This window comes from Vibrio sp. 2304 (assembly GCF_033339475.1).
Taxonomy (GTDB): domain Bacteria; phylum Pseudomonadota; class Gammaproteobacteria; order Enterobacterales; family Vibrionaceae; genus Vibrio; species Vibrio alginolyticus.
Map to the genome: position 1 here is coordinate 227,156 of NZ_JAWOUQ010000002.1, position 22,849 is coordinate 250,004.

Consider the following 22,849-nt stretch of genomic DNA (forward strand, 5'->3'; position numbering starts at 1 on the left):
CCTTATGTCTATCTTTCTCTGAGCGAATTCTCTTTCGCACGTAATATAGGTTTTAACCAATAATTCAGTACTGTTTTTTCTCCTGTAAGAATGTCTACCACAACCTGCATTCCCGGGATGATCGTAAACTTATCATCAACCTTGAAAGTAACGTTGGCACGGTAGTAGGCATTGCCCTCTTCATTTTGAAGTGCATCGGCGCTTACGTAGGTCACTTCTCCTTCTAGGCCTCCGTAAATGACAAAGTCATAGGCAGACAACTTTACCGTTGCCGGCAGGCCAGGCCTTATGAAGGCGATATTCTGAGGAGAAATTCTCGCTTCAACGATTAACGTGCTATTACGAGGGACTATTTCTAAAATAGGCTCACCCGGCTTAACCACACCTCCGATGGTTCTGACAAAAACATCTTTGATGGTTCCATCGACCGGAGAAAGTAACTGCGTTCGATTCAACTGATCCGCAATCGCCTGACGACTTTCATTGAGCTGCGCTAGTTGCGTCACAACTTCATTGAGCTGCCCTTGTGCCTCTGCCCTAAAAGCAAGCGCAGTACCACGATAATCTGCGATGGATTCAGAATACACAGCCCTTTGCTTTTGGGCAGCAGCTTGTGAACTCGCGATGTCTCCTTTGAGCTTTATAACGTCTCTATTCAGTTTTAATAATTCCACTTCAGCCACCGCGCCACTAGAAACCACCTCTCTCAACATATCTCGCTCTTTCGAGACAATAACCAGACTGCTTTTTAGTGTTTGAATGGTATTCAAGGTATCTAGATAAGCTTGCGATTGTTGCTCAATTCGCAATTTAGCCTCCTCCAGCTCAGACTCCAGTTGGCTCAACCGCTCAAGATAGTTTGCTTTGGCATTCAGATAGGCAGAGTGGCCGGTCATCGAAATATCAAATGGCTGAGGCTCGATACTCACTTGTTGTTTCCAATCCAGTTGGAGGCTATTCACTTTTACCGTTTCTAATTCAATTTGAAGCCTCTGCTTTCTGGCGAGCAAAGATTCAACTTGTTCAGAGGTCTCCGAATAGGTCGACTTAAACCTTGTATCATCCAGAATGGCGATGGTTTGCCCCTTAGTGACGCTTTCACCAGGCATGACAAGTAACTCCTTTAGAATGCCTCCCTCTAAGCTCTGAATCGTCTGAACAGACAAAGTAGGAACAACTTTTCCTTCGCCGACAACCACTTCGTCTAACCTCGCCCACGAGGCCCAAATAATCACACTCAGCACTAACGCGGCAGACAACCAAATCAACGTTCTCGAACGGTTTGCTAAATGAGCATTACTCCAACGAACTGTGCTCATCATTGACCTCCTTCGCATACAATTGATACTGCGCGTACTCTGTTCGTCTTCGCGTTAGACTGTTGTTTAGCAAAAATTTCTTGGGGCGCTCCTTCCCTCAAAATTGTGCCTTTATCAAGCACAACAATTCGATCACAAAGCGATAATAAGGAATGTTTATGAGAGCTAATAATCATCGTCGTCGAGTGCGGCAACGATTTGAGAGCATTAAACAATGCATTCTCAGCAGGCTGGTCTAAGGAACTGGTTGGCTCGTCTAAAATTAATGCTGCTGGGTTTCGATAAAAAGCTCTTGAAATCGCTACAGCTTGCCTTTGCCCCCCCGACAAATAACGCCCTCCTTCTCCGACTTGCGTTTCTAGACCATGAGGAAGGCGACTCATGTACTGGTTCAAACCCGATAATTCTATCGCACGGCGTAATCGTTCTTGATCAATAACATGATGTCCTAATACTATGTTTTCCATAATGCTGCCGTATATAAGATGCGAATCTTGGCCAACCCAACCCGTTTTCTCTCTTATCAATTCGGCGGGCCAAAGCTGACTGTCAATGTCATCAAAATAAACGCTACCCTGTAAGGCACTGAGTTGATTGGTAATAATAGAAAGGAGTGTAGACTTTCCTGCTCCTGCACTACCAATAACGCCAACGCGTTCGCCTTGCTTGATAGTAAGATTAATATCTCTCAAACATGGCATATCAACATCTGGGTATTGGAAGCTCACGTTTTCTAAACGTATATTCCCTGTAAATTCGGCAGACGTAATGACCTGACTGCGTTGCGCCTCCTGAGGTAAAGACATGATAGAATTTAAGCCTTCAACCGCTGTTTTTGTCTGTTGATAGCGAAGTAACAACATAGCTAACTGGTTAATCGCCCCTGCAGCACGACCGCTAAGCATGACAATAGCAATGAGCCCCCCCATGCTGAGCAATCCCTCAGAAATTCTGTACACGCCTGTTACAAGTAACATTACGGTAATTATCTGCTGGCTAGATTGAATGGAGTAAGCAACGATATTCGAATAGTTTCGCGATTGATTTTGCCAATCAGAAAGCATGGATACCGTTTGCTCCCAACGCTTTTGTGCTTCTCCCGTAGCGTTATTTTGCTTAATCTCTTTTAAAGAGGACAATGAATCAAACAAGTGAGCTTGTCGCTTCATGGATAGTGCAGCACTTTCCGTATGTGATTGTTCTATTTTTGCTTTTACCGCAAAGCCAAGGATCAGCAGGATAAACATGACGGCAATAGGTATGAACATCATTGCCCCACCTAGCCAACCTATTAAGACTAAAAATAACAACGTAAATGGGAGATCAACTAAGGTCACAAGAGATGCAGAAGTAAAAAAATCGCGAACACTATCAAAATCTTGTAGTTGTCGAGCGAATGCACCGACTGATGCAGGACGGTGTTCAAGTTTCATCCCCATAACTTTAGAAAAAAGTATCGAAGAAAGCTTGTTATCGATGTACTTACCCGCGGTATCAGTGACAACTCCCCTTGCTTTACGCAATAGCCAATCAAAAATAATGATGACGGAGACACCAGCGACCAAAACCCATAATGTACTGAAAGCTTGATTAGGCACTACACGATCGTAAACGTTCATAGTGAAAAGCGGAATAACTAGCGCTAGCGTATTGATAAGGAAAGAGGCAATCAAAAGATCTCGATACCACGGAGACATTTCTTTCACTACGGCGAAAAGCCAATGTTCATTATAATCCGCTTGAATAGAACTTATCCGTTTGTCCAGCTCTGGACGCATAGAAACTTGCCATGCTTGAGGCTGGAATTGATTATGCAGCTCCTCGCTCGTGACGTATTGCGTTTCACCTTGATCTTCACTAAATAACGTGACTTGATAATCGCTGTTATGTCGCTCAGATATAATAGCGGGTTGTAACGTCTTCCTATTGATTACCACCAATGGAAAGCTCAACATTGCGGTGGATTTTAAATCGATTAATGTGAGTTCAAGATCGGCTCGCTCAGCGGCTCTGATGAATAAGTCACTATCCAATCTACCCTCAACAAGAGGTAGTCCAGAAAGCACCTTTTTTGTATGGTGTCTAACCTCAAAATAACGCATCAACCAAGTTAACGATTGCCCCCAAGGATCGTTAGTCAGCTCACTTGATGAGGATGAGTGATGCTTCATGACATACCACCTACTAGCAAGTTGTTGTCATCAATCATCTTCTGTAAGACATTTTCTTCGGCTACGCCAGTCGAGTCACCTTTGTAAAGCTGATCGAGAGTGACGCCCTGCATAAGAATCTGTTGTTTTGTCCCCGTCTCTTCTGGTTTTATGTGAAGCGTTACGCCATCATCATTCTCTGTTAAATCGAGCTTATTATCGACTTCTGTTATCGAGGTAGCGGTGATTATCGAGGCGATGTCAATTGTGTCATTATCATCACCAATAACGGATATTTGGAAATCGTTGATCACATCGTACGAGGGCTTTAACTCGTTACCGAGCCCTGAACTGTCAAACTGGAATACATCGCTGCCACTTCCTCCAATAAGCAAATCATTAGCATCTGTCGCAAGTAATGTTTGGCCCCCTTCTTCCACTAAGGTAACATTGACTGTCTGAGCAGCACCTTCTGCGACTGTAGCACCCAGTGTTGCAATCGGTTTTATCGACAACGTAAAATCACTTGCACCGCTAAACCCGCCAACGATGGAAAGATCAGCGACATCCTCTTGATCAACAGTATAAATGCCGTTCAATCTTTCACCATGACTCAACTCTAGATCTGTTGGTAATCCGCGAATCTCCACACTTCCAAACTCTTCGGGTGCAGGATTGACTAAATTCATGCTCAACCCCAAAGGAATACTCCCAGACGCTTCAGACACAATAGACTGATAATCGGCCGTTAGTGTTGGCTCATCAGCTTCAGGGGTAACAACAATGGTTAGATCGGTAGTTTGCACATCTCCAAAATCGGTTTCGAGTGTCCCTGACACTATCGCTTGATCAAACGTTCTAACATTGAGAGCAACATCCATCGTTCCAAATGCATCCTTCGGAATGAACTCCAAACCTGACACTTCATTTGCTCGCACTAATACCGTCGCCACGGCATTGCCCGCGTCATCGAAGGTAAAGGATGAGAATTGAGTTCCAATACGAATCCTACCTAAGCCTTCCAATGCAGAGGGTTCAGAGCTTGCTTTGATCAACATCGACACTTCTATATATTCGTTGCTATTTGTTTCAAAACCGCTCGCTAAAAAGTCAATCGAAATGGAATCACCTTCATCTCCAGTGAACGTGTTAGAGGTTGTATTCAACGATACATCATCGCCAATCGGTTTTACGCCGACGTTGAACTGAGAAGTGGTATAGTTATAGTCGTTTGATCCAGACTCTTGGGTAATAGCTTGCAGTGTTAATGAAATATCCCCACTAAAATCTAGTGGCGGTAGAAAGTAAACCTTATCAAGTTGTGCTTGAGTTAGCTGCCACTCCTTGCTCTCACCATCCGTTGAACCGTTATCAGGGAGTAATTCGAACGTCCCATTATTGTCCCAAACCAACACGGCTCCGTCTGGCACTCCTGTCATGACCAAAGACATCGACTCAGAACCATCTTGATCGATTAATGATGCAGATAAGTTTCCTAAATAAATATAATTATCTTCATTACCAACTACGTCTTCTGTTTCCAGAACCGCTTTATCAACCACTGGGGCAATGGTAACGGTAACTTCTGTTGATTTAGTTTGAGTATCTTTCGCACTGTCAGTACTTAAACAACTTCCCGTGACTTCATCAGTAATGTTTGCGTCAACGGAAATAACAAGCTCTCCACTGTAGTTTTCAGGTGGGATTAACTGAATTTCGTTTAGACGCGTAACATCTGTCACTACCCATGTTCCATCACCGTTGTCAATGAGTAGGCTCGGGTCCACGGCAGTAAACCGCGCATTCTCGTCAGACACCGATAAAGAAACCCAATTGACACTTTCAAGGCCAGTCGCTGCGTCACCTTCTCCAGTAATGGACTGCATTGGTCCTTCACTATCGCCCAATACAAGAGCAAGATTCAGGTTGGTTATAGTATCTTCTTGAACCGTAACTTGGCTTGGTGCTATCGCAATATCATCGACAACAGGAGAGATTTGTACCGTAATGGTCTGAGCGGTTGTTTTCGAGTCACCATCGCATGGGGCCGTTTCTGTCACTTCTAAATTGAAAGTAATGCAACCAGCAAAGTCCTCATCCACGCCAGTAAGCGTCAAGGAAGACAATCCAGCGCTAGAAATTGAATAACCCAACAGATTGCCCGCATTATCATAAGCAGGTATCACACCTTCGCCAGTAAGCTCGACTCCTTCAGGTAAAGAATCTGCGGCGACAAAGAAGGAAACTAAGTTACCATCACTACTCGCTACATCAGGGTTTAAAAACGCCCCAATTGAGACATCTTCACCTTCTTTACCTACAATATCCCCACTTTGAACGCTTCCTGGTTCACCAGGATCAGCACACTGGTCTCCATCTCCTTCATGGCCAGTAATTTGAATTTGGAACTGACCTGTGATGTATTGAGCATCCGTTCCATCTCGAACATACGCTAACACATTCACATCAAGTATCTCTGTATTAGATGGGCTATAAATCGATGCGCTAGCAAGCAAATCTTGAGCGGTTTCCAACACGCTATCACTTGTGATTCCTTCCATTGGAATCAGCCAGTTCCCATCGGCATCTTGAGAAGCACCATTCGGATGAGTAACAATGAGGTCTTGACCCTGCGGTATCTGTAAAACGATGTAATCGAGATACTCTGAACCATCAATATCCGCTTCTGTAAATGTAATGCCTCCACTCACGTCAACAGCAGACCCATCCGTACTTGTGAATACTTCAGTCGCGCCTTCTAAACGTGTTTTGTCAATATCTTCATTACCAATATCCACTTTGCCAGAAACCACGACGCTCAAAGAGCCATTGATTGCCTTTACATCAGTCTCCATCGTCGGAGACGTGTCTGTCACTTCGTACTGAACTTCCAGGCTAAATGTCCCACTTAGGTCTTCATTAGCTTTTACAGTGATTCGTCCACTGTTTAACAACTCAGATAATGTTGCCGAGCTACCATCGAGTAGTTCATTGAGTTCTAACGGTAAATTACTTTCCTCTACTGCATTACCATCAAAGTAAAGTGTTAAGCCATCTGGAATGAATACAATGGTGTATCCTGTCAAGGACTCACTAGAATCTATATCTTGATTAACGACAGGCTCAAGATTTAGTGTGATGAAATTGTCCTCAATACCATTGCTTTGTAATTCTTGGCCGTCAGTTTGATCAACAATAGGTAAGATTTCCATTTCCACTTTAAGAGGGGTTTCAGCAGAATCACCATCCGGCTCTGTTGAAACGACGATAACATCCATGCTCAGTGTTCCACTAAAATCTTGCTCTGTTTTGAGGTAAGTGTTTTCAAGAACAGCGTTTGAGACCTGATAAACTGGCCCCGTTATTGGGTCCACGTAAGCAACTGGAAGAACAATAGGGTCACCATTTACATCTGTCAGTTGTGTTCCCAAAGGGATGTTCTGAAGCAAGATATTAATTTCTTCTGATAGATCGTCGTCTGATGTCTGGATGATAAAATCCAGTTGTATCAGGTTATCTTCGTCTAACGTAGAGAGATTACTAATTACTTTAGTCGCTTGATCATATTGCCAATTCCCCTGTCCACCATCTAGGACAATTGGTTCATCGACCACGCCTTTTAGCTTAATGTCAATGGTTGCAGATTGGCTCTCGGCGGTTTCATTAAGAGGTGCTAAGCCATCAATAGTCGACTCTGTTGAAATGGCGGTTACTTGAAGGGATAGAGATTCAGTAAATGAGCTGATATCCGATTTTGGTTGAAGTAACGCTTCCGAATTGGCTAGAGCATTGGAGGTCACTAGGTAGGTATTAATACCGATAAGCGTAATCCCAGCTCCGACAGGCAATGTCCAACCATCTTGAACTTCTATGCGATAAGACAGAGACTCCGAGCCATCTGTGTCAGTGAGCCGCCCTAGGATGTACTCTTTTAAGTCAATCGCTTGGTCTTCAAGCCCCTGAATGTTTTTAACGGTCAGCGTAGGCACATCGGCATCTGGAGATATATCGATAACAACTTGCTCAGTGATCTCCGCTGTTTTATCTTGCTCATCGGCAAACACACTACCCGACTCAGTCGTTACTGCCGTCACATCAAAAGTAAATCTTCCGGCTAAGTTTTCGTTAGATGTGATTTCAATTTGATCTAACTCGGATTGGCTATACGCTTTACCTTCCTCAATAGCACTTCCATTAAGTGTTAATATAAGTCCATCTGGAATATTCGAAATTTGGTAGTGGAGCGTTTCAGAACCGTCTTGGTCAAACTTTTCAGCAACAATATTGAGTGAAAGTGATTCAGCGGAATCTTCAACACTTTGATAAGAAAAGTCCGAATCACTAGACCACTCTGGCAAATCTGCAACCGGTAAAACGTTAACATTTAACGTGTTATTGCCTTGTAATACAAAACCATCTGGTTCGACATCAGATACGATTAATGCAGACACTGCTAACGAAACTTTGATAGTGTTGCCCGACAGGTTTAGCGCTGGTTGATAAGTGAGATCACCATTTGGAACGGTGAATATACCCACCCCCATTAGCTCTGTACCAGAAAGACTAATAAATCCGTCATTATCATCATCTTCAAGGCGCACTCCGTCTAAAAACAGAGCCCCTCCTTGTAGAGATTCAACAGAGATCCTTATCGCTTCAACACGCTCATTATTCTCCGTATCCCCAGGAGAAACTCTAATCGGTAACGCGACTGGCGTGGGGTCTCCACTGTTATTCGCGCCATTATCTTCTAACGTATCTACATTAACGGTTCGAATAAAGCCCCTGGCATCATCAAGAATTAATTGAGCTTCACTGCTTGCTTGGTCACCGTCTGCATCCGTCACAGTTATCGTTAGATCATCAAGCAAACCACCTACAGGCGTATTAACAATAAGCTCGGTAGTTAGCGTAAATGTCCCATCTTGAGCAATAGTCAGCGTTCCATATTTTAAGTTACCATCACTACTATTGATTAAATCGATGGTCCAAGCATCATTGCTAAATACCGAACTCGCCGTATCGTATGTTTCACCTGCATAGGTCAAACTTGAAATCAACGTGCCATCTGAACTGATTAAGTCGGCATTATTGCTAAACCAGTTTCCCGAAAACTCATCCCCCTCGGTAAGTTCAATTTCTATTGGTGAGCTTGTGTCTTCAGGGATATCATCTACTACACTAACGGTATATGTCTCAGCTTCAGACTGGTCGCCATCCTTATCAACGGCATAAATTGAAAAACTGAGTTCTAATGTGTTCTCGTCCGCTGGAACACCGTCAGGTTCATCGTGTTCAAGTGCACGGTATAGATCAAACTCGACAGTCCCATCGGTATTAAATCTAATTCTAAAGACGTCTTGCTCGCTTTCATCTCTTGCATATAACCAACCATTCGAGTCCGGTGAATCAAGCGAAACCAGGCTACCACTACTTGTTTTATAGCCGAGCGCATTGAACATATCGATATTCACGCTCACACTGGCGATAGAGTCTGAACCTTGTACAAGCGTAATGGATGGTGACGAGCCCTCGATGCCAGAATCAAGCGAATCATCATTCAGCCCGCTTTCATTGACTGTGATTCCCTCTGTAATTACTAGTTCCGGAAACAAGCCATCATAGACCAGTATGTTGGACTCCGTAGAGATCTCGCTTCCATCAGAATCTCTCGCCACGATGGGCATAGAGATCGACAATTGCGTCCCATCACCTAAAACATGGTCAAGCGAGTGATAAAGCTCTACAGTTACATTAACCGTAGACGTATCATTTGATGGCAAAGAGAAGTCACTAGGTAACGTGACCCTAAATATAACGTCTCCATTGTCTGAAATTGCGTCAAAGCTTCCATCATTGTTATCGTACCAAGTGACAGCCTCTCCGTTGTAAGTAACAGCATCACCAAGTGTAGTTTTGACAGTATCTCCATCATTTATGTCAACACCCAGATACACAATCGGATCGAATGATGACGTAACTATCACATCCGTATTCGCTATGGCTGAAACCCCATCAGGAGCAATGTTTGTATCGACAGGTGTTTCGGTTAACTCGACATTGCCACTATTGATTAGCGCTTGTCCATTGTCGTTATCTATCACATTAATGTCTAAAACGACCGACGTGTTATCTTGGTCTGAGTCCATTGCAGTAACAACGAGAGGTACGTTTGGATCAGTATTTTCTTGTTGGTCGAGAGCCTGAAAAAGCTCAAAGGAGTAGGTAATGTCGCCATTTGCATCAATAGGTAATGAAGCATTGAGGATAGCTTGAAAGATGGGAATCTGAGTTTGCCCATCTTCGTCAAGAATATAACCATCAAGTGTTTTGCCATCCGCAGAGACTTGATAAAGCACAACTTGTTCACCACTCGTCAACAAGGGTTGTTCAGAGACGATGAACGACAAAGATTCGAGGTAATCACTGCCAACCTCAACTTGAAAATTCCCTGAGCTCAACACACCTCCATTTGCGAGATCAGATTCTTTTACTTCTACCCCATTCAAATTATTTAAAGTTGGGTCTGCGCCATCCTTTAGAACATAGTCAATTTCATTCTCTACAAGCGGTGTGGCATCTAAATCTACGCCACCAATGGTCAACGGGAAAGTGACCGTATCACTGCTATTGAATTGATCAATAGGGTGCTCAAGAGTAAGCGAAATTGAAGCTAATACATCGTTACCCGATTCAACGCCACTCAATGTTAACGTAAATACAGTGACACCATTCGCAAATGCTGTAATTTGCTTTCCACTGGAGCTTAACGTGTAGCTAAGCTCATTATCAGAGACTGAGCTTGTAAGCCCTAATGCTTCTAACTTAGTAATAGATGACCCACCGAAATACAAACTACTCGGATCAGGGTTGTCAGATCCCGCGACAATATTGACAGTTCCTTCAAAGTTCAATATCGGGCCATCCAAAGGGACTTCTGTTACGTCTATAGTCGCATTGCCTACGTAACCTGCTTGTCCATCAGTAATGTCAATGGTCGCGTTAGCCAAGCCATAGTCTTGGGAGTCATCTGCAGCTAAATAGCTGAAAGAAACACTTTGCTCGACCGAATGATCTAGGTTTCGACCTGCATCAAACTGCCAAAAGCCATCAGAGAATACGGTTAATTCGCCTTTTTCTAAACTAAAACTTACGGATCCCCCCTCTAGAATTGACTTCTGCTCCCCGCCAGCCTCTACAAATTTCACATAAAGTGTTCCATCAAGATCAATATCATTTTCAAGTAGATTGCCCGTAATTGTTTGATCTTCTAAGACTGAGTATGTGTCATCTCTAATCACCGGATCAGAGTCATAAATAGTAATCGTTAACGGTGCCACAACCGTCTCTTGTGTACCGTCAGCATCACTTTGAATGCTTTCAACCAATACGTTAGTCACCAGCTCATCTTGACCTACACCATGATCAATCGCTTCATAAAAAGTAATTTGAACCGTACCATCATCATTGACTTCTGCAGAGAAAACTAATCGGTCGTCAGTCGATGTTCCTTGTAAGCTCAACCCATCTTCTGCAACAACAACATTAATAGATTGACCAACCGATGTAAGCGCGCTCAAACTTGGTTGCTCTGCATGCAGTGCTGGCACACCATTTTCTATGTTGATGGCTGCCGAGCTGCTTTGCTCACCAAAAAATCCAACGATGTTTTCAGAAAATACCGTTGAACCGGGTAGCACTATTGTCGGCATGGTATCGACCACGTGGTTGCCGGCGGCATCCAACACTTCTGCTTCAATGGTCCACGTGTTGTTTAGATTGAGAGTGTTTACGTCAATTCCGGTTACTGTCCACGAACCTGATGCATCAACAAGGCCAGTAAAATTCAGCGTGCTGTCTCCGTCACTTACCCGAATCGTCACCGCCAGACCTTGCTCTACACCACTGGTTGTCCCTCTCATTTCCGTGACTATACCCTCACGGAAATCATCAATGGCAAGACCACCGCTAATATAAAAATCCGTATCGATATCAATGGTGGGAGCAGTGGCATCTATGGTCGTAGCCTCATCCATCGCTTTCGCTTGGTTGCCCGCCACATCATTCACGGAGGCAGATACGGTTAACGCCCCATCGGCTAACGTGGATAAGTTCGCCCCTTCGACTTGCCACATACCATCAACGACAACGGTATTGAACGAGAGCATCACCCCCAAGCTGTCTTGAACCGTGACAGAAACCGTCTGACCATTTTCAACATCACTGACTTGCCCTGACAAAGTGACAGATTGGCGCTCTTCAATGTTTAAATAGCCGTCTCCGCCATCGTCAACGTCCGCCGTCACACTTGCGAGCGTATCTTTGATGATGGTGTTTTCACTGGTTGCAGGGTTGCCCGCTATATCTATACTCTCAGCAACAACGGTTAGCGTACCTTCAGACAATCCAGAAAGGTCAACGTCGTCCAGAGACCAACTTCCACCAGTCACCACCGTTTCTAAGTTTATGACCGCTCCTAACGAGTCGGTTACCGTAACTTGGATACGCTGGCCATCTTCAATGTTTTCAATCGTCCCTTCGAGGCGAGTAGTCGCGATTTCGTACTGATTTAAATACTCATCCCCTCCACCATCAAAATTGACGTTCACCGTTGCAAGCGTATCTTTAATGGTCGTATCGACGGCGTTCAAGTTATTGCCATAAATGTCAGAAACCACAGAAGTCACCGTAAGCGGCCCTTCAGCAAGAGAAGACAGATCAACGCCTGATAGGGTATACGCCTCATTCTCTACGGTCGTTGTAACAGTAATGGAATTATTGAGGCTGTCGGTAATGGTGATAGTAACAAGCCACTCATCGCTTATCTTGAGTGCGTCACCTTGAATCGTGACACTAGGAACTTCAAACTGGTTTTCGTATCCATCGCCGCCATCAAGAATATCCACCGTTAAAGAGGCATCATCGTTCAAACCTTCAATTGCCTCTAAGGTAATATCCAATGTTACAGAGGTGGTGTCACCGTCTGAATCTGTTGCATTAACTAACAATGGTATATCCAGGATTTGATCTTTTGACAGATCGAAAGAGCGATATAATTCAAAGGAATACTCTATTTCACTACTCGACTCTAAAGGTAATGTGGATAATAGTTTCGATTGAAAAATATTTACTTCCACCCCACCTTCTAAGATATAGCCAGTAATTGTCGTACCGTCATCAGACAGACGGTAAAGCAACTCACTTTCACTACTCTCTAATGTGGGCTGGTTTAATTCGCTAAATCGAAGAGAGTCAACATAATCACTCCCGATATCGAGTTGAAGGCTCCCAGTCTTAAAGATTGCCCCACTTTCTAGATTAATCTCCTCCATTGCAACAACAGTCAAGTTGCTCAACGTAGGATCAACACCATCTTTCAACACGAAATCAATTTCATTCTCTACAAGCGGTGTGGAGTCTAGATCTGTCCCTCCAATGGTCAACGGGAAAGTGACCGTATCACTACTATTGAATTGATCGATAGGATGATCAAGAGTAAGCGAAATTGAAGCTAGTACATCGTTACCCGACTCAATGCCACTCAATGTTAACGTAAATACAGTGACACCATTGGCAAATGCTGTGATTTGCTTCCCACTGGAACTTAACGTGTAGCTAAGCTCAGTATCAGAGACTGAGCTTGTAAGCCCTAATGCCTCTAACTTAGTAATGGATGCCCCACCAAAATACAAACTAGTCGGATCAGGGTTATCAGAGCCAGCAATCACATTAACACTGCCTTCGGTGGTTAATAATGCCGCTCCCAGAGGTACTTCTGCTGTTTTTATAGTAGCGCTGCCTACATAACCCGCTTGGCCATCTATAATGTCGATGGTCGCGGTGGCTACACCGTAATCTTTTGAATCATCGGCTGCGAGATAATCAAAAACGAGACTTTGCTCGACCGTGTGATCTAAGTTGCGACTGGCATTCAACTGCCAAGAGCCATCTGAAAATACGGTTAATTCACCCTTCTCTAGACTAAAACTTACTGAGCCACCATCAGGGACAGACTGGATCTCTCCTCCGGCTCTGACATATCGAATGTACAAGTCACCATCAATATCAATGTCATTCTCCAGTACATTGCCAGAAATGACTTGGCCTTCGGTTACACTATATGACTCATTTGCGATCGCTGGATCGGCATCAAGGATGGCGATTTCTAGGGGGGCCACAACCGTTTCTTGTGTACCATCAGCATCACTTTGAATGCTTTCAACCAATACGTTAGTCACCAGCTCATCTTGACCTACACCATGATCAATCGCTTCATAAAAAGTAATTTGAACCGTACCATCATCATTGACTTCTGCAGAGAAAACTAATCGGTCGTCAGTCGATGTTCCTTGTAAGCTCAACCCATCTTCTGCAACAACAACATTAATAGATTGACCAACCGATGTAAGCGCGCTCAAACTTGGTTGCTCTGCATGCAGTGCTGGCACACCATTTTCTATGTTGATGGCTGCCGAGCTGCTTTGCTCACCAAAAAATCCAACGATGTTTTCAGAAAATACCGTTGAACCGGGTAGCACTATTGTCGGCATGGTATCGACCACGTGGTTGCCGGCGGCATCCAACACTTCTGCTTCAATGGTCCACGTGTTGTTTAGATTGAGAGTGTTTACGTCAATTCCGGTTACTGTCCACGAACCTGATGCATCAACAAGGCCAGTAAAATTCAGCGTGCTGTCTCCGTCACTTACCCGAATCGTCACCGCCAGACCTTGCTCTACACCACTGGTTGTCCCTCTCATTTCCGTGACTATACCCTCACGGAAATCATCAATGGCAAGACCACCGCTAATATAAAAATCCGTATCGATATCAATGGTGGGAGCAGTGGCATCTATGGTCGTAGCCTCATCCATCGCTTTCGCTTGGTTGCCCGCCACATCATTCACGGAGGCAGATACGGTTAACGCCCCATCGGCTAACGTGGATAAGTTCGCCCCTTCGACTTGCCACATACCATCAACGACAACGGTATTGAACGAGAGCATCACCCCCAAGCTGTCTTGAACCGTGACAGAAACCGTCTGACCATTTTCAACATCACTGACTTGCCCTGACAAAGTGACAGATTGGCGCTCTTCAATGTTTAAATAGCCGTCTCCGCCATCGTCAACGTCCGCCGTCACACTTGCGAGCGTATCTTTGATGATGGTGTTTTCACTGGTTGCAGGGTTGCCCGCTATATCTATACTCTCAGCAACAACGGTTAGCGTACCTTCAGACAATCCAGAAAGGTCAACGTCGTCCAGAGACCAACTTCCACCAGTCACCACCGTTTCTAAGTTTATGACCGCTCCTAACGAGTCGGTTACCGTAACTTGGATACGCTGGCCATCTTCAATGTTTTCAATCGTCCCTTCGAGGCGAGTAGTCGCGATTTCGTACTGATTTAAATACTCATCCCCTCCACCATCAAAATTGACGTTCACCGTTGCAAGCGTATCTTTAATGGTCGTATCGACGGCGTTCAAGTTATTGCCATAAATGTCAGAAACCACAGAAGTCACCGTAAGCGGCCCTTCAGCAAGAGAAGACAGATCAACGCCTGATAGGGTATACGCCTCATTCTCTACGGTCGTTGTAACAGTAATGGAATTATTGAGGCTGTCGGTAATGGTGATAGTAACAAGCCACTCATCGCTTATCTTGAGTGCGTCACCTTGAATCGTGACACTAGGAACTTCAAACTGGTTTTCGTATCCATCGCCGCCATCAAGAATATCCACCGTTAATATAGCATCGGGATTCAACCGCTCAGGAGCCTGAGTCTCAGGAGTTGGGTTCTCTCTTTCTTGCACTGCTGGCCTAGTAACATAGCCATTAGAAACGAGTTGCTCAGGTAAAACAGCGCGAATATAGGCAACAAAACTTAACCCACCAGAAGACTCACTAAAATCTCGAACGCTCTGATTAAAAGTGGATTCAATACCGTTTTGAGATGCAATTAAAAGATCATTCGAACTCGATTCATCCTCACTTGTTGTATCTTCATTAAATGCAATATCGAGAATGTCAGTATTAAGAACAACCACCTCTACTTCTGGAACTAATTGTTCGTTGGGCAACATTTGGATCCAAGAACCGTCACTTAAAACCGCCCAAAGAACATTACCGATTTGAATGTAGAGTATTGGCTGCATAATTCGCCCCATATGAAACAACGAACTTTAAGTATGGTCGACGAATATGACTGTTCAAATGAAACTAGAAAAAACATGGCCCTAAATGGCTCTAATGAGATATTGAACCAAAAACATACCTCATGTATGCGAGAAAGAGCCATTGGGGTAAACTACTTCTGGCGTAACCCATCCACTGGAAATTGATTGAAATTCCCCTTGCTACAATCGGGCTCATATCCAAATGGAGCAGGGAAAGGAATCGTATCACAGCTTGTTGAAACGGAAGATTCAAACTTTACTCTCTTTCCTATCATGATAGGAAATAACCATGTGGCATTATTTCTTAAATCAAACTCCTCTTTAGGGTCATCAATCAAATTGTATATTTCAGGGATCTGTAATGGGCGCCCTTTCTCCGGCATGATATCTTGATCAATAAAGTGCATCTTGTAATTTTCCCACTTATAAGCGTAGGTTTCAGATCCATTGTTAACGATGAAACCATCTCGATTAGACTTTTCACTATCTCCCTTTAAAAAGGCCCACTGATCAATACTATCTATTGTTCTATCGCTTGGTAATTTGTATCCACCGACATGAGAAAGTGAGGCAAATAGATCCACAACATGGATAATTTCATCACTCACTCTGCCCGGTTTGATGTGGTTAGGCCAAGAGGCAATAAATGGTGTTCGGAGAGAGCCTTCAAGAGCCGTAAAGTACGCACCACGCCATGGTCCGCTAGAGCCTTGGTATGGCATATGCCACTCTGGACCGTTGTCAGAAAACCAAATCACTAGTGTATTGTCTTTAATTCCTGCTTTTTCTATTGCACCAATAACTTGCCCAGCTCGAAAATCTATCTCAGCTAACACATCTGAGTAATTTCCTTTGCCTGTTTTACCAATAAAATCAGGATGAGGTAGCGTCGGTAAATGTGGTTGAGTAAAAGTAATTACAGAGAAAAATGGCTTATTCTCTTTCACATTTCGATTTATAAAATCTGTGGCATGTTCAACTAGCTCACTGTCAATCGTTCTACGTGAGTCCAAATTATATTCTTTGACCTCTTTAGGATCCTGCCCTGCTCTAGCTGAAAGGATTTGAGGTTTAGGTAATATAGCTTTATAACCGGGTTGAGAGCTATATTCTGACTCATCCGTCGTATTTGCAATGCCATACCATTCATCAAAGCCTTGATCCGTTGGAAAGCGCCCTTTTTGGTCTCCCAAATGCCATTTCCCGTAAAGGCTCGTGTTATATCCTTGTTCCTTAAACTTCTCTGCAATGGTTATCTCCCAGTTCACCATACCGTAAGGCACTCCCCAAACAACCTTATCTGTCCCAGATCTAAGCGCTCGCCTCCCCGTCATGAATGAGGAGCGAGTTGGTGTGCATTGCGGTTCCACATTAAAATTAGTAAGGCGTACACCTTCTCTAGCAAGTTGATCTAAGTTTTTGGTTTCAACACCTCTGGTACTCCCATAGGAACTTAATTCCCCCCACCCAAGGTTATCAACCAACATAACTACGACATTTGGTGTCTCTTCCGCAACCACTTCTAACGGGATACATAGAAACAGGATAGTTGCTAGTTTATTTTTCATAGTGTCGCCTTTCATTGAAATTCAATCCTGTAAGTGCGTCTTATCACACTTAAAACACACTAAAGTCTAGTCCATGTTAGTTAACATTTTTGAAAAGCAGGGATTACTTGGAAGCAACAAAAAACCTCTACTATATTCAACTGACTACATTGTCTCATTTGGTGTCATTTCACTCGACTTCGCCATGATGAACACAATTAGTAACGTTATATAACGATAATGGATTCATTTATCGCGGAGGATTTTCATGCGAAACTCGATTAAAAAGGTAATGGCATTGGTCGGTACATTAGCTGCGTCCACAGCCTTTGCTGCCGATAAGCCCAACATCCTTGTGTTCTGGGGTGACGATGTAGGTGTATACAACATTAGTGCGTATCACAATGGTATGATGGGAGGGAAGACTCCTAACATTGATAAAATCGCCAATGAAGGTGCCATTTTCACAGACGCTTACGCACAACAGAGTTGTACTGCCGGACGAGCCTCATTTATTCTGGGTCAACATCCGTTTCGTACCGGTCTATTGACTATTGGTATGCCCGGCGCAAAAGAGGGTATTCAATCGAAAGATCCTACTATCGCAGAGTTACTTAAAAATCACGGCTATGTGTCTGGTCAGTTTGGTAAAAACCACCTTGGTGATCAAGATGAGCACCTACCAACTAACCATGGGTTTGATGAGTTCTTTGGTAACCTATACCATTTAAACGCGGAAGAAGAGCCTGAGTCTGAGTTTTATCCAAAAGATCCAGAGTTTCGTAAAAAATTCGGACCTCGAGGCGTGTTGAAGGCGACTGCGGATGGCAAAATCGAGGACACAGGTCCCCTTACTCGTAAGCGTATGGAAAACGTAGACCGAGAGTTCATGGATGCTAGCTTGGCCTTTATGGAAAAAGCAGTAAAAGAAGACAAACCATTCTTTATTTGGCATAACTCAACCCGTATGCACGTTTGGACACATTTGAGTGAAGAATATCAAGGGAAATCAGGTTACGGCTTATACGCCGATGGCATGATGGACCTAGATGATCAAGTAGGTGTGATGCTTGATAAACTTGAAGAGCTAGGCGTAGCAGATAACACCATTGTTGTTTTTAGTACCGATAATGGCGCTGAGAAATTTACCTGGCCAGATGGTGGTACTACACCGTTCAAGGGCGAAAAAGGTACGACTTGGGAAGGCGGATTCCGCGTTCCGATGATGGTACGCTGGCCTGGAAACATTAAACCAGGAACGGTTATCAACGATATCTTTTCACAAGAAGACTGGATGCCAACTCTACTCGCAGCTGTGGGCGAACCAGATGTGAAAGAAAAACTATTGAAGGGTCATAAAGCAGCGGGCAAAACCTTTAAAGCACATTTAGATGGCTACAACCAACTTGATCTGCTGACTGGTAAAGCTGATGAAGGCGCACGCAAAGAAATCTTTTACTTCGATGCTGGTGGTAATTTAAACGCCGTTCGTTATAAAGACTGGAAGATCCACTTCAGTATTATGGAGGGTGCCATTAATGAGGCATACCGCAAAACACCGAGTTGGCCTTTGATTGTAAACCTTCGTATGGACCCATTCGAGGTCGGTCCAGATGCAGCACTTTACGTCAGACATTTTTACGCTGATCAAATGTGGATGTTCGTTCCTGCTCAAGCTATCGTGCGTAAGTTCCTAGAGACATTTAAGGAGTTCCCTGCAACAAAAGGTAGCTCGTTAAGTATTGAAAAAGTGGTAGAAACAATGACACAGCAACCTAGAAACTAGACCCTAGGTATCGAAGCTACTGTGGAGTTAACTAAGGCCTCAATTGTGAGGCCTTTTATTTCGTTGCAATTGTTTGGTTGCAGCAAGTTATGGTCAAACAAAGATTATCATTTAGTGCTCTCTTTAAACACTTGATTCCAATCTTGTTTCATATCGACAAATAGCCAACCTTGCTCTTCACCTACTTTAAACGATTTATCTAACTTACCAACATGAGAATCTTTATCATACGCCCATTCGCGCTTGTCATCCGTGTGATGGATAATCGCAGAAAATCTTGGACCTGAACCTGCTTTCGTCCACTCTAACATCTGTAAATCACCATCAGAATTACCAAACGCCATGACCGGACGTTTGCCAATGAAGTTTTGAATCGTCACAGGCTTTACTGCTTTGTCATTGACAAAGTCTATTTCCGGCATGCGTTGGATGGTAGGTTTTCCATCAACACTTTGATATTCCGCCTTTAACGTCGTTCCCACGATGTTTTGCGTTGGAATGCCGTATACTTCCGGCGCCCAAACGCGCATAAATTCAATTCCGCCTCCAGAAACGATGTATGTCTGATAATCGTTCGCTCTTAAATAGTCGAGCAGTTCGAGCATAGGTTGATAGACCATTTCAGTGTATGGTCTACCCGTTGTTGGATGGACAGCCGTTTTCAACCATTCCTTAACTTCTTGATGAAACTGTTCAGTAGACATTCCAGAATGGGTTGCCATAACAAGCTTCATTACACCTTCGAGTCCTTGTTTACCAATCCCCTCCATGTCACCTTTTAATGCGGAAGCAAAGGGTTCGGTTGTCTTCCAATCAGGATGCTCAGAGGCCATTTCTTTTACTCTATCGATCGCAAAAAACAACTGTAGATAAACAGGCTTTTCTGCCCAAAGTGTTCCATCATTATCAAACGTCGCGATTCGTTGGCTTTCAGGAACATAGGAATCCGAACCTTGGGTCGTTGTTTTCGTAACAAACGCCATAATAGCTTGCTTAGCGTCAGTGTTGTTCCATGACGGAAGTGGATCTTGCATATCAGCAGCAACAGCGTAACTAGACAGAGCAAAACCTGTTGCTAAGACAATCGTCTTTAACTTTATAGCCATCTTAATTCCTTATATTGAGGTGCTAGGTGCGAATCCAATCAAAAGTATAGTTCAATTGAAACAGGCGCATATTGAACTGACATATCCAACGGTCACCAAAGAGTGACACCGTCACAAAATTGGTTCACTATTTTATTGAAATAGGAACATGGAATTTACCGATTAGAGTTTAAATTCATTGGCTTCAACTGATGTAGAGGCACTTTTACGTCCCTTTTTCTGATTGAGCTCTTCAATAACATAGTCGGGAGCGACCTTCATTAGCTCTGTTAAACAGTCATCCGTTTTAGGGTTGCCGTATCTGACATAGATGTCACACACGGCATACAATTGTTCTGGAGCACCGGATATCAAATACGCTTGCTCAAAAGCGTTGACAGACTTCTTCAAGTCTAACTCTTCTTGCAGAACACCACTTAAATACCAAAAGTAACTGTTCGTCTTTGCCATCGTCGCAGCTTTGTCTATTTCAAACGCCGCTTCTTTCTTTTTGTCTAATCTAACCAAAGCGAGAGATTTAGAATAATGCAGCGAGGCATCTTCTGAATTTAGCTTGATACCCTCGTCAAGCACGTTGATAGCTTTTTGGTCTAGCTGTTGCGCTCGGAAGTTGTCTGCGTAGCTTAACCAAACTTGAGGGTTGTTTGGCTCAAGCTTAGTTAACTCTGGGTATATCAGCGCCGCTTTATCCCAATCACGATGCCAACGGTAAACGTCTGCAAGTAATAACTTGGAAACATTATCGTTCTTACTGGACAAGTGTGCTGTCAGCTCTGAAACAGGCCCCTCAAGTGACTGCTGTTGCTCCGAACTCAAATTGGCGTAATCTCGAACGAGGTTAATCGCTGCTGTAATTCGCACCATGGCGGCGTCATCACTCAATAATGGTGAAATCAAACGCCAACGGTGCTCAATCATATATGGCTGTGCTCCCACGATCGCAGCTTCGCGAATACCTGCATCTTCATCCTGCAACCCACGCGCAACTGCAACCAATGCATTTTGGCTTGGATAGTTGGCTAACTCACGTAAAGCATCAATACGTTTTTCTGAAGACAACTTTTTATTTTGCGCATCATAAGACAGCTTTTCGACTCGTTGCGCCGGTGTCATTTGAGCTTCTTGTGGAGTGACAACCGTTGTCGGCGATATCTGGTCTGGGTCTAGCAATGTTGTTTCTTGTGCCACTGCTGTTTGACTCGCAGCAATGCCGATCGAGATCACGAGTAATGATTTAGAGAGCAGCTTAATTTTTTGCATTCAATAACCTATATTCTTTCATTTCCGGGCCTGTAGCAGGCGTAGTGACTATCTTAAAACTTCGTTTCAAACACAGTCTGTGTTTGAGTAGCTTGCTGGTGTAGAATCTGGTCACTGTATTTACCGTGAACCACTGGGTTACCTGTCGCTCGTAAGATGTACGCCATCGACTGATCAACATGGGTAAAAAACTTCTTCCAACCCGCGCAGAGATAATTAAGACCAGGCTCACCTTGCCTAGTACGGATAAAACGGTTTTTGGGACATTCTCCAAAACATGCAAATTGATAATCACATTGAAGGCACTGTTGGGGCAGCGTACGACTTTTAGCAAACCCAAATTTCTGCTGCTCAGAGCTATAAGCGAGCGTATCGAGCTTTTCGTGATGAATGTTTCCAACCTTATATTCTGGGTACACGTAATGATCACACGCAAACACATCACCATTAGGCTCCATTGCTAAGCCCTTCCCGCAGATTTCACCTAACGTACACAGTGGGTTTTTTCTGCCCATCCAGGTTTCGATACTGGCTTCAAAGTACTGCACAAACACGTTGCCGATATCGTGTAAAACCCATTCATTGAAAATCGCGATCAGAAAATTTCCCCATGCTTCATCCGCAACGCAAAAAGGCTCAACAACGGCATCTTTATGACCTGGGATCAACCGCTTATCTCCTTGCTTTAGTTGCTCGTTTGGCTCCCAAGTTTGAGGGGCGGTTGTTCTGAATGTTTTCTGCTCAACTATTGGAATAAACTGCATTTGAGGGGAGCGTACTTCATCTCGCAAGAATCGGTACACTTCAAGTGGGTTACGGCCGGTCAAGTTGTTAACACAAGTGAGCGTAGCAAACTTTACTTCGTGCTTATGTAATAATTCAACCGCATTCATAACTTGCCGGAATGTGCCTCTACCAGCTCGGTTTGTTCGGTAAGCGTTGTGCATCATTTCTGGGCCATCAATGCTTAAACCGACGAGAAAGTTGTTCGCCTTTAAAAACTCACACCATTCATCGTTAAGCAGTGTGCCATTAGTCTGGAGATCATTGGAGATCGTAATGCCATCGGGACGGTATTTATTCTGTAGCTCAACAATTGTCTTGAAATAATCCAAACCTAGCATTGTCGGCTCACCACCCTGCCAAGAGAAAATGATTTCAGGTGTATTCTGTCCCGCTATATATTGACGGATATAGGTCTCTAGCGTTTCCTCATCCATGACTGGTGAGCAGCCTGGCTTGTACTCAAGTAAATCTTGTTTGCTTAGGTAATAACAATAGGTGCAATCGATATTGCACACTGCACCGATAGGTTTCGCCATGACATGTAATCGCTTGGATGCTTTCCCATTGAACTGCGGACCTTGAGTTATGTGCATTCATCACCTTCTTAGTTGCTAGCCTGCGCCCAACGGCGTTAAGACTAATCATTAAGTTAATCGCCTAGTGTGATGATAATGTTCAATTATTCGTGGCGCTTGTTATAGTGTGTATAACTGTTT

Annotated in this window: 8 protein-coding genes; 1 reads left to right on the forward strand and 7 read right to left on the reverse strand. The window is 43.8% G+C overall.

All coding sequences use genetic code 11. The annotated features are described in order from the left end of the window. Positions 1 to 8 precede the first annotated feature (8 nt). From R7P64_RS05900 to R7P64_RS05915, 4 genes are all read right to left on the reverse strand, one after another. Complete coding sequence (locus R7P64_RS05900) at positions 9 to 1,322, reverse strand: HlyD family type I secretion periplasmic adaptor subunit (protein ID WP_021033865.1); 1,314 nt, start codon at positions 1,320 to 1,322, stop codon at positions 9 to 11. After that, the gene (locus tag R7P64_RS05905; protein ID WP_213866556.1) at positions 1,319 to 3,490 is read right to left on the reverse strand and encodes a type I secretion system permease/ATPase; all 2,172 of its coding nucleotides are present in this window, start codon (positions 3,488 to 3,490) and stop codon (positions 1,319 to 1,321) included. The genes R7P64_RS05900 and R7P64_RS05905 overlap by 4 nt, the downstream gene beginning before the upstream one ends. Beyond that, on the reverse strand, positions 3,487 to 15,627 hold the full coding sequence (locus R7P64_RS05910; protein WP_318123254.1) for an Ig-like domain-containing protein: 12,141 nt from the start codon (positions 15,625 to 15,627) through the stop codon (positions 3,487 to 3,489). Before R7P64_RS05910 ends, R7P64_RS05905 begins: the two co-directional genes overlap by 4 nt. 152 nt (positions 15,628 to 15,779) lie before the next feature. Beyond that, a complete protein-coding gene (locus R7P64_RS05915; protein ID WP_318118526.1) occupies positions 15,780 to 17,216 on the reverse strand; it encodes an arylsulfatase in 1,437 nt (478 codons plus the stop codon). A gap of 247 nt (positions 17,217 to 17,463) precedes the next feature. On the opposite strand from R7P64_RS05915, the gene R7P64_RS05920 reads away from it, so the two are divergent. Beyond that, positions 17,464 to 18,981 carry an arylsulfatase gene (locus R7P64_RS05920; RefSeq protein ID WP_005377761.1) on the forward strand — a complete coding sequence of 506 codons (1,518 nt, stop codon included), beginning with the start codon at positions 17,464 to 17,466 and terminating at the stop codon, positions 18,979 to 18,981. 107 nt (positions 18,982 to 19,088) lie between these two features. Here the strand turns inward: R7P64_RS05920 and R7P64_RS05925 are convergent, their stop codons facing one another. From R7P64_RS05925 to R7P64_RS05935, 3 genes are all read right to left on the reverse strand, one after another. After that, on the reverse strand, positions 19,089 to 20,087 hold the full coding sequence (locus R7P64_RS05925; RefSeq protein ID WP_005385672.1) for an HAD family hydrolase: 999 nt from the start codon (positions 20,085 to 20,087) through the stop codon (positions 19,089 to 19,091). A gap of 162 nt (positions 20,088 to 20,249) precedes the next feature. Further along, positions 20,250 to 21,347: a hypothetical protein gene (locus R7P64_RS05930; protein WP_213973395.1), complete on the reverse strand. Its 1,098-nt coding sequence runs from the start codon at positions 21,345 to 21,347 to the stop codon at positions 20,250 to 20,252. Positions 21,348 to 21,400: 53 nt separating this feature from the next. Then, the gene (locus tag R7P64_RS05935; protein WP_017821945.1) at positions 21,401 to 22,726 is read right to left on the reverse strand and encodes an anaerobic sulfatase maturase; all 1,326 of its coding nucleotides are present in this window, start codon (positions 22,724 to 22,726) and stop codon (positions 21,401 to 21,403) included. Between the last annotated feature and the right edge of the window lie 123 nt (positions 22,727 to 22,849).

Bases quoted from the DNA above. Each gene is read 5' to 3' on its own strand.
- R7P64_RS05910 (WP_318123254.1), bottom strand. From the start codon at position 15,627: ATGCAGCCAATACTCTACATTCAAATCGGTAATGTTCTTTGGGCGGTT.
- R7P64_RS05935 (WP_017821945.1), bottom strand. From the start codon at position 22,726: ATGCACATAACTCAAGGTCCGCAGTTCAATGGGAAAGCATCCAAGCGA.
- R7P64_RS05905 (WP_213866556.1), bottom strand. From the start codon at position 3,490: ATGAAGCATCACTCATCCTCATCAAGTGAGCTGACTAACGATCCTTGG.
- R7P64_RS05930 (WP_213973395.1), bottom strand. From the start codon at position 21,347: ATGCAAAAAATTAAGCTGCTCTCTAAATCATTACTCGTGATCTCGATC.
- R7P64_RS05920 (WP_005377761.1), top strand. From the start codon at position 17,464: ATGCGAAACTCGATTAAAAAGGTAATGGCATTGGTCGGTACATTAGCT.
- R7P64_RS05925 (WP_005385672.1), bottom strand. From the start codon at position 20,087: ATGGCTATAAAGTTAAAGACGATTGTCTTAGCAACAGGTTTTGCTCTG.
- R7P64_RS05900 (WP_021033865.1), bottom strand. From the start codon at position 1,322: ATGATGAGCACAGTTCGTTGGAGTAATGCTCATTTAGCAAACCGTTCG.
- R7P64_RS05915 (WP_318118526.1), bottom strand. From the start codon at position 17,216: ATGAAAAATAAACTAGCAACTATCCTGTTTCTATGTATCCCGTTAGAA.